Raw genomic sequence first — 15421 nt, forward strand, 5'->3', positions numbered from 1 at the left:
CGTATCCATCACCGTGGCGCTGATTGCCCCGATCGCGATGGAAGACGGTCTGCGCTTTGCGATTCGTGAAGGTGGCCGTACCGTAGGTGCTGGCGTCGTCGCGAAAATTATTGAGTAATAGTTTCTGATCTGACAGGGGCTGCGCGATGTTCATCGTTGCAGCCCTTGTGCGTTCTCCAAAGTTTTAGGCCAGTAGCTCAATTGGCAGAGTATCGGTCTCCAAAACCGAGGGTTGGGGGTTCGAGGCCCTCCTGGCCTGCCATAACATTAAGTGCGCAATATATATGATAGATAAAATTAAGCTTGTGCTTGCTTTGATACTTGTCGCTGCAGGCGTGGCAGGCTTTTATTTGCTCTCTGAGCATGCGCTGGTTGTACGCGTTCTGGCCGTGTTGGCCGGAGTGATCGCTGCTGTGGTTGTTTTCTGGTCCACGCCCCTTGGGCGTGAGGCTTTCGCATTTGTGCAAGATTCAGCCGCTGAAGCGCGCCGCGTTGTCTGGCCTACACGCAAGGAGACTATACAGACCACCGTTGCTGTCTTTGTGCTGGTAATGGTCATGGCCATTTTTCTGTGGCTGGTAGACATTGGCTTTTTGTGGGGTGTGAAAATGCTGATGGGAAGAGGCGCCTAATATGAGTATGCGATGGTATGCGGTGCAAGCCTTTTCTGGCTTTGAAAAATCAGTACAGCGTGGGCTTGAGGAACGTATCGCCCGGTCAGGCCTGCAGGATATGTTTGGTCAGATTCTTGTTCCGGTGGAAGAAGTCATCGAAATGAAGAATGGTCAGAAGGCAATCAGCGAGCGCAAGCTGTATCCGGGATATGTGCTGGTACAGATGCTGATGAACGATGATACCTGGCATCTGGTCAAAAGCACTCCGCGCGTGACAGCGTTTATTGGTGGAACTGCACTCAAGCCTACGCCGATCAAGGACAAGGAAGTTGAGATCATCCTGCAACGTATGGATGAGAGCAAAAGCAACCCAACGCAGAAGCTTACCTTTGAAAAAGGTGAGTCGGTCCGTGTGGTCGATGGTCCATTCAAGGATTTCTCGGGCAGTGTTGAAGATATTAACTACGAGAAGAGCAAGTTGCGCGTTTCTGTGGTGATTTTTGGTCGTGCCACGCCTGTAGAGCTGGATTTCGACCAAGTGGAAAAAGAAGTTTAAGTATTTCAGGCTTGCCATAGGCGGGCCTGTTTGCGTCATTAGATTGATGCAAAGGCTGCAGCAAATGCTGCATTTATTGACGGGGAGCTTTGCTCGTAAAGCGCTTGTACCCATTGAGGAGTTTAAAAATGGCAAAGAAAGTTGTCGGCTATATCAAGCTGCAGATTCCTGCAGGCAAAGCCAATCCTAGTCCACCAGTTGGTCCAGCTCTGGGTCAACGTGGTTTGAATATTATGGAATTCTGTAAGGCATTCAATGCCGCTACACAGAGCCTGGAGCCAGGTCTGCCAATTCCAGTGGTAATCACTGCGTTTGCAGACAAGAGCTTCACCTTTGTAATGAAGACCCCTCCGGCTACCATTCTGATCAAAAAGGCAGCCAAAATCGACAAGGGTTCCCCACGTCCTCATACCGATAAGGTAGGCAAGATTACGCGTGCGCAAGCTGAAGAAATTGCTAAAACCAAAGCGCCTGATCTGACTGCAGGTGATCTCGATGCGGCTGTCCGTACCATTGCGGGTAGCGCACGTAGTATGGGTATTGAAGTGGAGGGTGTGTAAATGGCTAACATTTCCAAACGTTTGCAAGCTCTGCGTGCCAAGGTTGATCGCAACAAGGTATACGCTGCTACTGAAGCCCTGACTCTGGTTAAGGAAACTGCAACTGCAAAATTCGACGAGTCTGTCGATGCCGTTATTAATCTGGGTATTGATGCCCGTAAATCTGACCAATTGGTTCGTGGTGCTCTGGTACTGCCACACGGTACTGGTAAGACCAAGCGCGTTGCTGTTTTCGCGCAAGGCGCTGCCGCAGAAGCAGCCAAGGCTGCTGGTGCTGACATTGTTGGTTTTGAAGATCTGGCTGAACAAGTCAAGGGCGGTATGCTCGACTTTGATGTTGCGATTGCAACTCCTGACGCTATGCGTATCGTTGGTGCGCTGGGTCAAGTGCTCGGTCCTCGTGGTCTGATGCCTAACCCTAAGGTGGGTACTGTTACCCCTGATGTGGCTACAGCGGTCAAGAACTCCAAGGCAGGTCAAGTCCAATACCGTACAGACAAGGGCGGTATCGTGCATTGCACTATCGGTCGTGCTTCTTTCGGTGTGGATGCTCTGCAAGCCAATCTGGCTGCACTGGTTGATGCCTTGAACAAGGCCAAGCCAGCATCTTCCAAGGGTGTTTACCTGAAGAAGGTCTCGGTTTCCAGCACCATGGGTGCTGGCGTGCGTGTTGATCAGTCGAGCATCGCTTAGTTTTTGTAAGAACTTGCCAGCTATGGCTGGCATTAATAAGGAACTTTGGGCCTGTGGCGGGAACATTCGCCATAGGGTTATCAAAGACCGTAGGAATTCCGTCAGGAATTTAATAGGGCTGAAGCAGTAATTTATCCCATCCTACGCAGATGGCGTTACCCGAAACAGGATATCAACACAATGTGTATTCCTGATGAAAGGTCGCCGTGGGAAGGTGTTTGCAGGCAACTGCAAATGCTTAATTAACGGAAGGAGAAGACCTTGAGTCTTAATCTTGAGCAGAAAAAGGCAGTGGTTGCTGAGGTCAGCGAGCAAGTCGCAACGGCGCAGGCAATCATTCTTGCTGAGTATCGCGGCATCGAAGTGGGTGATATGACCCAATTGCGTGCGCAAGCTAGAAAATCCGGTGTGTATCTGCGCGTTCTCAAGAACACGTTGGTACGTCGTGCTGTTGACGGCACCCCGTTTTCCGGTCTTGCTGACGCTATGGTCGGCCCTCTGGTGTTCGGTATTTCTACCGACCCAGTTGCTGCGGCAAAAGTATTGAATGATTTTGCCAAAACCAACGACAAGTTCGTTATCAAGGCAGGTGCAATGCCTAACCAGGTGATGGATGCGAAAGCAGTTCAAGCCCTGGCGTCGTTGCCGAGCCGTGAAGAGTTGCTGGCCAAGTTGCTGGGCACCATGCAAGCCCCGATCGCTACTTTTGTACGTACGCTTAATGAAGTACCTACGAAATTTGCGCGCGGTCTGGCAGCAGTACGTGACCAGAAACAAGCAGCTTAATCAACATCAAATTATCAGGAGTATTACAAATGGCATTATCTAAAGCAGAAATTCTTGACGCAATCGCGTCGTTGACCGTTCTGGAACTGTCCGAACTGATCAAGGATCTGGAAGAGAAGTTTGGTGTATCCGCTGCAGCTGCTGCTGTAGCTGTTGCTGCAGCCCCTGCTGCAGGCGGCGCTGCTGCCGCTGAAGAGAAGACAGAATTCGACGTAATTCTGCTGTCCGCTGGCGACAACAAAGTGAACGTTATTAAGGCGGTTCGCGAACTGACTTCACTGGGTCTGAAGGAAGCTAAGGACCTGGTTGACGGTGCTCCTAAGGCTGTTAAGGAAGCTGTATCGAAGGCTGATGCCGATGCTGCTGCCAAGAAACTGGAAGAAGCTGGCGCCAAGGCCGAAGTTAAGTAATAAGCAATACTGTGGTGCACAGGCTGACGGGAGACCGTCAGCCTTCACCATTTTAAGAAGATATAAAACAGAGGGTTATTTTTAGCACTCTGTTTTCTACCTTCTACCCCCTCTCAGGAGATGCTATGAGCTATTCCTTTACCGAGAAAAAACGTATACGCAAGAGTTTCGCCAAGCGTGAAAGCGTGCAGGAAGTACCTTACCTGCTCGCCATGCAATTGGAGTCGTATGCGGCTTTCCTGCAGGCAAATGTGCCAGTCGACAAGCGTGACAATGCAGGATTGCAAGCCACGTTCAACTCGGTTTTCCCTATTGTTAGCCATTCCGGCAATGCCCGTCTGGATTACGTCAGCTATAACCTTGGTCAAGAGCCTTTTGATGTCAAGGAATGTCAGCAACGTGGCCTGACCTACGCCGCACCGTTGCGCGTCAAGGTCCGCCTAACAATCATGGATAAAGAAGCTTCCAAGCCTACTGTGAAGGAAGTCAAGGAGCAGGAAGTCTACATGGGCGAACTGCCCCTGATGACGGAGAATGGTTCGTTTGTTATCAACGGTACTGAGCGCGTTATCGTGTCCCAGTTACACCGTAGTCCTGGCGTGTTTTTTGAGCATGATCGCGGTAAAACGCATAGCTCGGGCAAGCTGTTGTTCTCGGCTCGTATCATCCCTTACCGTGGTTCTTGGCTCGACTTCGAGTTTGATCCAAAAGACTACCTGTACTTCCGCGTTGACCGTCGTCGCAAGATGCCGGTGACCATTCTGCTGAAAGCCTTGGGCTTTACTCCAGAGCAAATTCTGGAAACATTTTACGATCTGGATACTTTCCACATCAGCGCAAAGGGCGTTCAGTTTGAACTGTTGCCTGAGCGTCTGCGCGGTGAAGTTGCCAAGTTCGACATTATTGACGGCAGTGGCAATGTGATTGTTGCCAAGGATAAGCGCATCACCGTCAAGCATATCCGCGACATGGAAAAAGCTGGGATCAGCAAGATCAATGTGCCTGAAGAATTCGTGTTGGGCCGTGCATTGAGCTCTGGCATTATTGACAAGGAAACTGGTGAAGTTGTGGCCAATGCCAACGACGAAATCACCGAGTCGCTCCTCGAAAAGCTGCGTGAAGCCAAGGTTGGCAAAATTAATACCCTGTACGCAAATGATCTGGATCATGGTGATTACATTTCGCAAACTTTGCGCATTGATGAAATCCCTGACCAATACAGCGCGCGCGTTGCTATTTATCGCATGATGCGTCCTGGCGAGCCACCAACTGAAGATGCCGTTGAGGCGCTGTTCGATGGCTTGTTCTTCAATGAAGAGCGTTACGACTTGTCGACTGTTGGCCGCATGAAATTCAACCGTCGTGCATTCCCTGAAAAGATTGAAGAGCGCACCGCTGCTTGGCTGCGTCGCTTCTATGAAAAATCAGGCGCACGTGGTGCCGAGGGTGCTCCAGTTCTCTCTAACGAAGATATTCTGGCGGTTATTGCTGTTCTGGTTGAGTTGCGCAATGGCCGCGGCGAAATTGACGATATTGACCATTTGGGCAATCGTCGTATTCGCTCCGTGGGCGAATTGGCCGAAAATCAGTTCCGTGCCGGTCTGGTGCGCGTTGAACGTGCCGTCAAGGAGCGTTTGTCGCAGGCTGAATCCGACAATCTGATGCCGCATGATCTGATTAATGCCAAGCCAGTATCGAGCGCAATTCGTGAGTTCTTCGGATCGTCTCAGCTGTCCCAGTTTATGGATCAAACCAACCCGCTGTCGGAAATTACCCACAAGCGTCGTGTTTCCGCGCTGGGCCCAGGCGGCTTGACCCGTGAACGTGCTGGCTTTGAAGTGCGTGACGTTCACTCGACTCACTATGGTCGTGTATGTCCGATTGAAACGCCTGAAGGTCCGAACATTGGTCTGATCAACTCGTTGGCGCTTTACTCTCGCACCAACCAGTATGGTTTCCTGGAAACGCCTTATCGTCGTGTCGATGGCAACACGGTAAGCGACAAAATTGATTTCCTCTCCGCTATTGAGGAAAGCCAGTACATGATCGCGCAGGCTAACTCCGAACTGGATAAGGATGGTCATTTCAAGGAAGAGCTGATCTCTGCCCGTTATCACAATGAATTCACCATGGCACAGCCTGATCGAGTGCAATACATGGACGTGGCGCCAGGTCAGATTGTTTCGGTAGCTGCTTCGTTGATTCCGTTCCTGGAGCACGATGACGCGAACCGCGCATTGATGGGCGCCAACATGCAACGTCAGGCAGTACCATGTCTGCGTGCGGAAAAAGCGATTGTTGGTACCGGCATTGAGCGTACCGTAGCGGTAGACTCCGGCACGACCGTTCAAGCTCGCCGTGGTGGTATCGTGGATTACGTTGACTCCGGTCGTATCGTGGTGCGTGTGCATGATGCCGAAGCCGCTGCTGGCGAGGTCGGTGTGGACATCTACAACCTGATCAAGTACACCCGTTCCAACCAGAACACCAATATCAACCAGCGTCCGCTGGTCAAGATTGGCGATGTGCTGGCCCGCGGTGACGTTATTGCTGACGGTGCTTCAACTGATATGGGTGAGCTTGCGCTGGGGCAGAACATGCTGGTCGCCTTTATGCCATGGAATGGTTACAACTTCGAAGACTCGATTCTGATCTCCGAACGCGTAGTGGCAGATGACCGTTATACCTCGATTCACATCGAAGAATTGTCGGTCGTCGCTCGTGATACCAAGCTGGGTGCAGAAGAAATTACGCGCGACATCTCCAACTTGTCCGAGCGCATGCTTGGCCGTCTGGATGAGTCCGGCATTATCTACATTGGTGCTGAAGTGGAAGCAGGCGATGTGCTGGTCGGCAAGGTAACACCTAAGGGTGAAACACAACTGACTCCCGAAGAGAAGCTGCTGCGCGCCATCTTCGGTGAGAAGGCATCCGATGTTAAGGATACTTCCCTGCGTGTGCCTTCTGGCATGTCAGGCACCGTGATTGACGTACAAGTCTTCACCCGTGAAGGCATTGATCGCGACACGCGTGCACAGCAGATCATTGATGATCAGCTGGGTCACTACAAGCAGGATCTGGCCGACCAGATGCGTATCGTGGAAGACGATGCATTTGGTCGTATCCGTCGCCTGATCGAAGGCAAGGTAGCCACAGGTGGACCTAACAAGCTGAAGAAGGGCGAGACCCTTACAGCTGAGTACCTGGAAAGCATCGGTCGTTATGACTGGTTTGATATTCGCCTGTCTGACGAAGAAGCTGCTCGCCAACTGGAGCAATTGAAGGACAGTCTGGCACAAGCCCGCGTTGAGTTTGACAGCAAGTTCGAAGAGAAGAAGCGTAAGCTGACTCAAGGCGATGAGTTGCCTCCAGGCGTGCAGAAGATGGTCAAGGTTTACCTGGCTGTTAAGCGTCGTATTCAGCCTGGTGACAAGATGGCCGGCCGTCACGGTAACAAGGGTGTGGTTTCCAAGATTGTGCCAGTAGAAGATATGCCGCACATGGCGGACGGTACCCCTATGGATATCGTGCTGAACCCGCTAGGCGTGCCTTCGCGGATGAATATCGGTCAGATCCTGGAAGTTCACTTGGGTTGGGCTGCCAAAGGTTTGGGCATGCGTATCGGTGCGATGTTGCAGGCAGAAACCAAAGCAAATGAAATCCGTAAGTTCATCGACCAGATTTATAACAACAGCAACGGCAAGAAAGAAGACATCAAGTCACTGACCGATGTAGAAGTATTCGAACTTGCCCGCAATCTGGAGCGTGGTGTGCCATTTGCAACGCCAGTGTTTGACGGTGCAACCGAGCAAGACATCCGCGACATGCTGGATCTGGCATTCCCTGATGATGATGCCCGCACGCAGCAACTGCAGTTTGCTGCTGGCAAGACCCAGGTCAAGCTGATTGATGGCCGTTCAGGTGAGCCATTCGAGCGCCCGGTGACGGTTGGCTATATGCACGTGCTGAAGCTGCATCACTTGGTGGATGACAAGATGCATGCACGCTCTACTGGTCCATACTCGCTGGTTACTCAGCAGCCATTGGGCGGTAAGGCACAGTTTGGTGGTCAGCGCTTCGGTGAAATGGAAGTTTGGGCGCTGGAAGCTTATGGTGCTTCGTACACCCTGCAGGAAATGCTCACGGTTAAGTCGGATGACGTGTCCGGCCGTACCAAGGTCTACGAGAACATCGTCAAGGGCGAGCATAAGATCGATGCCGGCATGCCGGAGTCGTTCAACGTGCTGGTGAAGGAAATTCGCTCGCTCGCTATCGATATTGACCTGGACCGTAATTAAGGAGAATCCGCGTGAAAGCTCTATTAGACTTATTTAAGCAGGTAACACAGGAAGAAGAATTTGACGCGATCAAGATCGCGTTAGCTTCTCCTGAAAAAATCCGCTCCTGGTCCTATGGCGAAGTTAAAAAGCCAGAAACCATCAATTACCGTACGTTCAAGCCAGAGCGTGATGGTCTGTTTTGCGCCAAGATTTTTGGCCCGATCAAAGACTATGAATGCTTGTGCGGCAAGTACAAACGCCTGAAGCATCGCGGTGTTATTTGCGAAAAATGCGGCGTTGAAGTGACCTTGTCCAAGGTGCGTCGTGAGCGCATGGCTCACATCGAGCTGGCTTCACCTGTTGCCCATATCTGGTTCCTGAAGTCGTTGCCAAGCCGTTTGGGCATGGTGCTTGATATTGCATTACGCGATATCGAGCGCGTGCTCTACTTCGAAGCATACATTGTGATTGATCCAGGCATGACCCCGCTGACACGTGGTCAATTGCTGACAGAAGACGACTACCTGGCCAAGGTCGAAGAGCACGGTGACGAATTCAATGCCGTCATGGGTGCTGAAGCTGTGCGCGAACTCTTGCGTACCATGGACGTGCACACGGAAATTGAAAAGCTGCGCCGCGAACTGGGTGAAACCGGTTCCGAAGCCAAGATCAAGAAGATCGCCAAGCGTCTGAAGGTTCTGGAAGCATTCCAGAAGTCTGGCATCAAGCCTGAGTGGATGATTCTGGAAGTGCTGCCTGTGCTGCCACCAGAGCTGCGTCCGCTGGTTCCGTTGGATGGTGGGCGTTTCGCTACTTCCGATCTGAACGATCTGTATCGTCGCGTGATTAACCGTAATAACCGTCTGAAGCGTCTGCTGGAACTGAAGGCCCCTGAAATCATCGTGCGTAACGAAAAGCGCATGTTGCAGGAAGCGGTTGACTCGCTGCTGGACAACGGTCGTCGCGGCAAGGTCATGACAGGCGCCAACAAGCGTCCTCTGAAGTCACTGGCCGACATGATCAAGGGTAAGGGCGGTCGTTTCCGTCAGAACTTGCTGGGTAAGCGCGTTGACTACTCAGGCCGTTCCGTGATCGTGGTGGGTCCACAGCTCAAGCTGCATCAATGCGGTCTGCCAAAGAAGATGGCCCTGGAACTGTTCAAGCCATTCATTTTCCACAAGCTGGAAGTGCTGGGTCTGGTCACGACTATCAAGGCTGCCAAGAAGAAGGTTGAAGAGGAAGGTCCAGAAGTCTGGGATATCCTGGAAGATGTGATTCGCGAGCATCCAGTCTTGTTGAACCGTGCACCTACGTTGCACCGTTTGGGTATTCAGGCATTTGAGCCTGTGTTGATTGAAGGCAAGGCCATTCAATTGCACCCTCTGGTCTGCGCCGCGTTTAACGCCGACTTTGACGGTGACCAAATGGCGGTTCACGTGCCTTTGAGCCTGGAAGCGCAAATGGAAGCTCGCACACTGATGCTGGCATCCAACAACGTGCTGTCTCCAGCCAACGGCGAACCAATTATTGTGCCTTCGCAGGATATCGTGCTGGGTCTGTACTACATGACCCGCGAGAAAAAAGCGGCGCGTGGCGAAGGCATGCGCTTTGCCAACGTTGCTGAAGTGCAGCGTGTGTACGATGGCGGTTTGATCGATTTGCACGCACGTATTACTGTGCGTATTCGCGAGTTCGACATGGAAGTGGATGGTCAGAAGCGCGAAAAGATCACCCGTTATGAAACAACGGTTGGTCGTGCTTTGCTTTCCGAAATTCTGCCAGCAGGCTTGCCATTCAGCGTGATTGACAAAGCACTGAAGAAAAAAGAAATCTCCAAGCTGATCAATGCCAGCTTCCGTAAGGTGGGTATCCGCGAAACCGTTATTTTTGCGGATAAGCTGATGTACACCGGTTACAGCTACGCTACACGTGCTGGTATTTCCATCAGCATCAATGACATGCTGGTTCCGCCTGAGAAAGAGCAGTTGATCGCTGCTGCTGAATCCGAAGTCAAGGAAATCGAAGACCAGTACGTTTCAGGTCTGGTGACTCAAGGTGAGCGCTATAACAAGGTGGTGGATATCTGGGGTCGTGCTGGCGATAAGGTCGCTGACGCCATGATGAAACAACTGCGCGAAGAAACTGTGCTGGACGCCAATGGCGATGCAGCCAAGGATGAAAACGGCAAGGTCATCAAGCAAGAGTCGTTTAACGCGATTTACATGATGGCTGACTCCGGCGCCCGGGGCTCTGCAGCTCAGGTGCGTCAGTTGGCGGGTATGCGCGGCCTGATGGCGAAACCGGATGGTTCTATCATTGAGACGCCAATTACTGCGAACTTCCGTGATGGCTTGAACGTGTTGCAATACTTTATTTCAACCCACGGGGCCCGTAAGGGTCTGGCAGATACCGCGCTGAAAACAGCTAACTCCGGTTATCTGACCCGTCGCCTGGTGGATGTAACGCAAGATCTGGTGGTAACCGAGCTGGATTGCGGTACGACTGAAGGCCTGGTTACCAAAGCACTGGTCAAGGGCGGTGAAGTGGTTGAGCCATTGCACGACCGTATTCTGGGTCGTGTAGCCGCGTTGGATGTGATCAATCCTGAAAATCAGGAAGTGGTTTACCCAGCAGGTACTTTGCTGACAGAAGATGAAGTTGAGCATATTGATGCCCTGGGCATTGATGAAGTCAAGGTGCGTACTGCACTGACTTGCGATACCCGTTACGGTATTTGCGCAAAATGCTACGGTCGTGACTTGGGTCGCGGCAGGCTGATCAACATCGGTGAAGCTGTCGGTGTGATTGCGGCGCAATCCATTGGTGAGCCTGGTACTCAGCTGACCATGCGTACCTTCCACATCGGTGGTGCGGTGTCGCGTGCGGCTTCTATCAGCCAAGTGGAAAGCAAGTCCAATGGTATCGTTAACTTCACTTCGACCATGCGTTATGTGACCAATGCTCGTAATGAGCAGGTGGCCATCTCGCGTAATGGCGAAGCCGTGATTCACGACGAAAATGGTCGTGAGCGTGAGCGTCATAAAGTGCCTTACGGTGCGACGCTGCAAGTGACAGATGGCAAGCAAGTAAAGGCTGGTCAAGCGCTGGCTACATGGGATCCGCATACTCGTCCGATCATTACCGAATACGCTGGGCGTGTGAAGTTTGAAAACGTCGAAGAAGGTGTGACCGTTGCCAAGCAGGTAGATGAAGTCACCGGCTTGTCTTCCCTCGTCGTTATTGATCCTAAGCAGCGTGCTGGTCAATCCAAGGGCTTGCGTCCTCAGGTTAAGCTGCTTGATGCCAATGGTGTTGAAGTCAAGGTTGCAGGTGGCGATGCCTCTGTGAACGTGACGTTCCAGCTGGGGTGCATCATTACCGTGAAGGACGGCCAGGAAGTGGGTGTGGGTGAAGTATTAGCTCGTATCCCGCAAGAGTCATCCAAGACACGTGATATTACCGGGGGTCTGCCGCGCGTTGCCGAGTTGTTTGAAGCACGTTCGCCAAAGGATGCCGGCATGCTGGCTGAAGTAACTGGTACGGTTTCTTTCGGTAAGGATACCAAGGGCAAGCAACGTCTGGTCTTTACTGATCTGGATGGTGTATCCCATGAGTTCCTGATTCCTAAGGATAAACACGTGACCGCACATGATGGTCAGGTTGTTACCAAGGGCGAAAGCATCGTCGACGGTCCAGCAGATCCGCAGGATATCCTGCGTCTGCAAGGTCGTGAAGCATTGGCCCGTTACATTATTGATGAAGTGCAGGATGTGTATCGTCTGCAAGGCGTTAAGATCAATGACAAGCACATCGAAGTTATTGTGCGTCAGATGTTGCGTCGTGTACGTATCACCGATGCTGGTGATACCAACTTCATCATGGGTGAACAGGTAGAACGTGCAGATGTGTTGTCTGAAAACGAACGCGTGATTGCAGAAGATAAGCGTCCGGCCAGCTATGAGTTCGTATTGCTGGGTATTACCAAGGCGTCGCTGTCGACAGATTCGTTCATCTCTGCCGCTTCCTTCCAGGAAACGACTCGAGTTCTGACCGAAGCTGCGATCCTTGGCAAGCGCGACGAACTGCGCGGCTTGAAGGAAAATGTGATCGTGGGTCGTCTGATTCCTGCAGGTACAGGGCTCGCTTATCACGAAACACGCAAGCGTCAAGCGGCCGGGGTAGATGCAGCACCCGCCGCCATCGAGGAAGCGATTACTGAAGTTGAACCGCAGCAAACACCAGCAGAAGAAGCCGCTGGAAATGTATAGTTGCTTGACAACCTATTGAACGCTAAATAAAATGCTATGTTTTCCGGGATGGCGCTTGTCGCCGTCCCGTAATTTTTAGCGAGCTAACAAATTTAAAGGCTAAAGAGTTATGCCAACCATCAATCAATTAGTGCGCAAGCCGCGCCAAAAAGTAGTGACCAAGAGCAAAGTTCCAGCTTTGGAAAGCTGCCCACAAAAGCGTGGTGTTTGTACACGTGTTTATACGACAACACCTAAAAAGCCTAACTCCGCTTTGCGTAAAGTGGCTAAGGTTCGCCTGACCAATGGCTATGAAGTTATTAGCTACATCGGCGGTGAAGGCCATAACCTGCAGGAGCACTCTGTTGTGCTGCTGCGTGGTGGTCGTGTGAAGGACTTGCCAGGTGTGCGTTACCACATGGTGCGCGGTAGCCTGGATACTGCCGGTGTTAAAGACCGTAAGCAGTCCCGCTCCAAATACGGCGCCAAGCGCCCTAAGGCTGCATAAGCTGATTTGCTTAGCGGTCACCAAGTTTAAGGAAAAACCATGCCAAGACGTAGAGAAGTTCCCAAGCGCGATATTCTGCCTGATCCGAAATTCGGTAGCCAGGAAGTATCCAAGTTCATTAACGTGCTGATGACTGGCGGCAAGAAGTCTGTTGCTGAGCGTATCCTGTACGGCGCATTTGATCAGATAGCACAAAAAAGCGGCAAGGATGCTCTTGAAGTGTTCACCGTGGCTATCAACAACCTGCGTCCGGTTGTTGAAGTTAAGAGCCGTCGCGTAGGTGGTGCAAACTACCAGGTGCCTGTTGAGGTGCGTCCCGCACGTCGTAGCGCTCTCGCAATGCGCTGGCTGCGCGATGCTGCTCGCAAGCGTGGCGAGAAGTCTATGGGTCTGCGTCTGGCAGCTGAGTTGGTTGAAGCATCTGAAGGCCGCGGCTCTGCCATGAAGAAGCGTGAAGAAGTGCACCGTATGGCTGAAGCCAACAAAGCCTTCTCGCATTTCCGCTTCTAAACAAGTTCATTAGTAAAGGTAATAGCTGTGGCTCGTAAAACCCCCATTAATCGCTATCGTAACATTGGTATCAGTGCCCACATTGATGCCGGTAAGACCACGACTACCGAGCGTATCCTTTTTTATACCGGTGTGAACCACAAGATTGGTGAAGTTCACGATGGTGCTGCCACCATGGATTGGATGGAGCAGGAGCAAGAGCGTGGTATCACCATTACTTCTGCTGCCACTACCGCGTTCTGGAAGGGTATGGGTGGTAACTATCCTGAGCACCGTATCAACATCATTGATACGCCCGGGCACGTTGACTTCACGATTGAAGTTGAGCGCTCCATGCGCGTGCTGGATGGTGCCTGCATGGTTTACTGTGCAGTGGGTGGTGTGCAGCCTCAGTCTGAAACCGTATGGCGTCAAGCTAACAAGTACGGTGTGCCTCGCCTTGCCTTCATCAACAAGATGGACCGTACCGGCGCTAACTTCTTCAAGGTCTACGATCAGCTGAAGACGCGCCTGAAGGCTAACCCTGTGCCTGTCGTTGTGCCAATCGGCGCCGAAGATACGTTCACCGGCGTGGTTGACCTGCTCAAGATGAAAGCGATTATCTGGGATGAGGCCAGCCAAGGTACCAAGTTCAACTATGAAGAGATCCCTGCAGACTTGCTGGCTGAATGTCAGAAGTGGCGCGAGAACATGGTTGAAGCTGCTGCTGAAGCCAATGAAGATCTGATGAACAAGTATCTGGAGTCTGGCGAATTGTCCGAAGAGGAAATCGTCAAGGGTCTGCGCGATCGTACGATCGCCAACGAAATCCAGCCTATGCTCTGTGGTACGGCCTTCAAGAACAAGGGTGTTCAGCGCATGCTGGATGCGGTCATTGACTTCCTGCCATCACCGGTTGACATTCCACCGGTCACTGGCGAGCTGGAAAATGGCACGAAGACTGAGCGTAAGGCTGATGATGCTGAAAAGTTCTCGGCACTTGCATTCAAGATCATGACCGACCCATTTGTGGGTCAGCTGATTTTCTTCCGCGTTTATTCTGGTGTGGTTAACTCCGGTGACACCGTTTACAACTCGGTTAAGGGCAAAAAAGAGCGTCTGGGTCGTATTCTGCAGATGCACGCTAATCAGCGTGAAGAAATCAAGGAAGTGCGCGCAGGCGACATCGCAGCTGCTGTTGGTCTGAAAGATGCGACAACCGGCGATACACTCTGTGATCCAGATCATGTGATCATTCTTGAGCGCATGATTTTCCCTGAGCCCGTTATTCACGTGGCAGTTGAGCCTAAAACTAAGGCTGACCAAGAAAAGATGGGTGTTGCATTGAACCGTCTGGCCCAGGAAGATCCATCTTTCCGCGTGCGTACTGACGAAGAAACCAATCAAACCATTATTTCCGGTATGGGTGAGTTGCATCTGGAAATTCTGGTAGATCGTATGCGTCGTGAATTCAACGTTGAAGCTAACGTTGGGGCGCCTCAGGTTGCCTATCGCGAAGCGATCAAGAAAAAAGTCGAAGTGGAAGGCAAGTTTGTTAAGCAATCCGGTGGTAAGGGTCAGTACGGTCACGTATGGCTTATCATGGAGCCTAACGAAGCTGGCAAGGGTTACGAGTTTGTGGATGCCATCAAGGGTGGTACTGTGCCTCGTGAATTCATCCCTGCGGTAGATAAGGGTCTGCGTGAAACCATTCCTGCCGGTATTTTGGCTGGTTTCCCTGTGGTTGATGTCAAGGTAACCCTGTTTGACGGTTCTTACCATGATGTTGACTCGAATGAAAACGCCTTTAAGATGGCGGCTTCGATCGCGTTCAAGGATGGTATGCGCAAGGCGGATCCTATCCTGCTCGAGCCTATGATGGCAGTGGAAGTTGAAACCCCTGAAGACTACATGGGGGATGTGATGGGCGATTTATCTTCACGTCGCGGCATGATTCAGGGTATGGAAGACAGTCCGAGTGGCAAGATTATTCGCGCTGAAGTTCCGCTTGCTGAGATGTTTGGTTACTCGACAGTTGTGCGTTCTTTGTCACAAGGTCGTGCCAGCTACAGCATGGAGTTCAAGCATTACTCGGAAGCTCCAAGAAACGTCGCAGAAGCGATTATCAACAAGAAATAATTGAATATTAGTTGGATTAATAAAGGAAACGGTAATGGCAAAAGGTAAATTTGAGCGGACGAAGCCGCACGTCAACGTAGGCACGATTGGTCACGTTGACCATGGTAAGACGACATTGACAGCAGCGATCACGACGATC

13 protein-coding genes and 1 tRNA gene are annotated in these 15421 nt (G+C 51.6%); all 14 read left to right on the forward strand.

Translation table 11 applies throughout. The features are described from left to right. On the forward strand, positions 1-118 hold a 118-nt coding region (locus tag LG204_RS02485; RefSeq protein WP_456085625.1), incomplete at its 5' end, for an EF-Tu C-terminal domain-related protein. 68 nt (positions 119-186) lie between these two features. Continuing rightward, positions 187-262: transfer RNA gene (locus tag LG204_RS02490), tRNA-Trp, on the forward strand. Positions 263-266: 4 nt separating this feature from the next. Continuing rightward, the gene (secE, locus tag LG204_RS02495) at positions 267-632 is read left to right on the forward strand and encodes a preprotein translocase subunit SecE (RefSeq protein WP_328440898.1); all 366 of its coding nucleotides are present in this window, start codon (positions 267-269) and stop codon (positions 630-632) included. 1 nt (position 633) lies between these two features. After that, on the forward strand, positions 634-1170 hold the full coding sequence (gene nusG, locus LG204_RS02500; RefSeq protein WP_230335808.1) for a transcription termination/antitermination protein NusG: 537 nt from the start codon (positions 634-636) through the stop codon (positions 1168-1170). A 128-nt stretch (positions 1171-1298) separates the two neighbouring features. After that, positions 1299-1730 carry a 50S ribosomal protein L11 gene (gene rplK / locus LG204_RS02505; protein ID WP_013441119.1) on the forward strand — a complete coding sequence of 144 codons (432 nt, stop codon included), beginning with the start codon at positions 1299-1301 and terminating at the stop codon, positions 1728-1730. Next, positions 1731-2423, forward strand: a complete 693-nt coding sequence (gene rplA / locus LG204_RS02510) for a 50S ribosomal protein L1 (protein WP_015829257.1) — start codon at positions 1731-1733, stop codon at positions 2421-2423. 261 nt (positions 2424-2684) lie between these two features. Beyond that, a complete protein-coding gene (gene rplJ / locus LG204_RS02515; RefSeq protein WP_230335809.1) occupies positions 2685-3209 on the forward strand; it encodes a 50S ribosomal protein L10 in 525 nt (174 codons plus the stop codon). Between the two features lie 29 nt (positions 3210-3238). Continuing rightward, positions 3239-3619: a 50S ribosomal protein L7/L12 gene (gene rplL / locus LG204_RS02520; protein ID WP_230335810.1), complete on the forward strand. Its 381-nt coding sequence runs from the start codon at positions 3239-3241 to the stop codon at positions 3617-3619. Positions 3620-3744: 125 nt separating this feature from the next. Then, positions 3745-7917: a DNA-directed RNA polymerase subunit beta gene (rpoB, locus tag LG204_RS02525; RefSeq protein ID WP_230335811.1), complete on the forward strand. Its 4173-nt coding sequence runs from the start codon at positions 3745-3747 to the stop codon at positions 7915-7917. Between the two features lie 11 nt (positions 7918-7928). Continuing rightward, positions 7929-12167 (forward strand): DNA-directed RNA polymerase subunit beta', encoded by a 4239-nt coding sequence (rpoC, locus tag LG204_RS02530; RefSeq protein WP_230335812.1) that lies wholly within the window; start codon positions 7929-7931, stop codon positions 12165-12167. A 109-nt stretch (positions 12168-12276) separates the two neighbouring features. Continuing rightward, positions 12277-12654, forward strand: coding sequence for a 30S ribosomal protein S12 (rpsL, locus tag LG204_RS02535; RefSeq protein WP_015829259.1), 378 nt, complete (start codon positions 12277-12279; stop codon positions 12652-12654). A 39-nt stretch (positions 12655-12693) separates the two neighbouring features. Continuing rightward, positions 12694-13164: a 30S ribosomal protein S7 gene (gene rpsG, locus LG204_RS02540; protein WP_013441126.1), complete on the forward strand. Its 471-nt coding sequence runs from the start codon at positions 12694-12696 to the stop codon at positions 13162-13164. 27 nt (positions 13165-13191) lie between these two features. Next, entirely contained in the window at positions 13192-15282 is a 2091-nt protein-coding gene (fusA, locus tag LG204_RS02545; protein WP_230335813.1) for an elongation factor G, read from the forward strand. Positions 15283-15316: 34 nt separating this feature from the next. Continuing rightward, the coding region (locus tag LG204_RS02550; RefSeq protein ID WP_002945289.1) for a GTP-binding protein at positions 15317-15421 on the forward strand (105 nt) is incomplete at its 3' end.

Origin of the sequence: Methylovorus menthalis (genome assembly GCF_020523625.1) — a bacterium.
In the GTDB taxonomy this organism is placed as follows: Bacteria; Pseudomonadota; Gammaproteobacteria; order Burkholderiales; family Methylophilaceae; genus Methylovorus; species Methylovorus menthalis.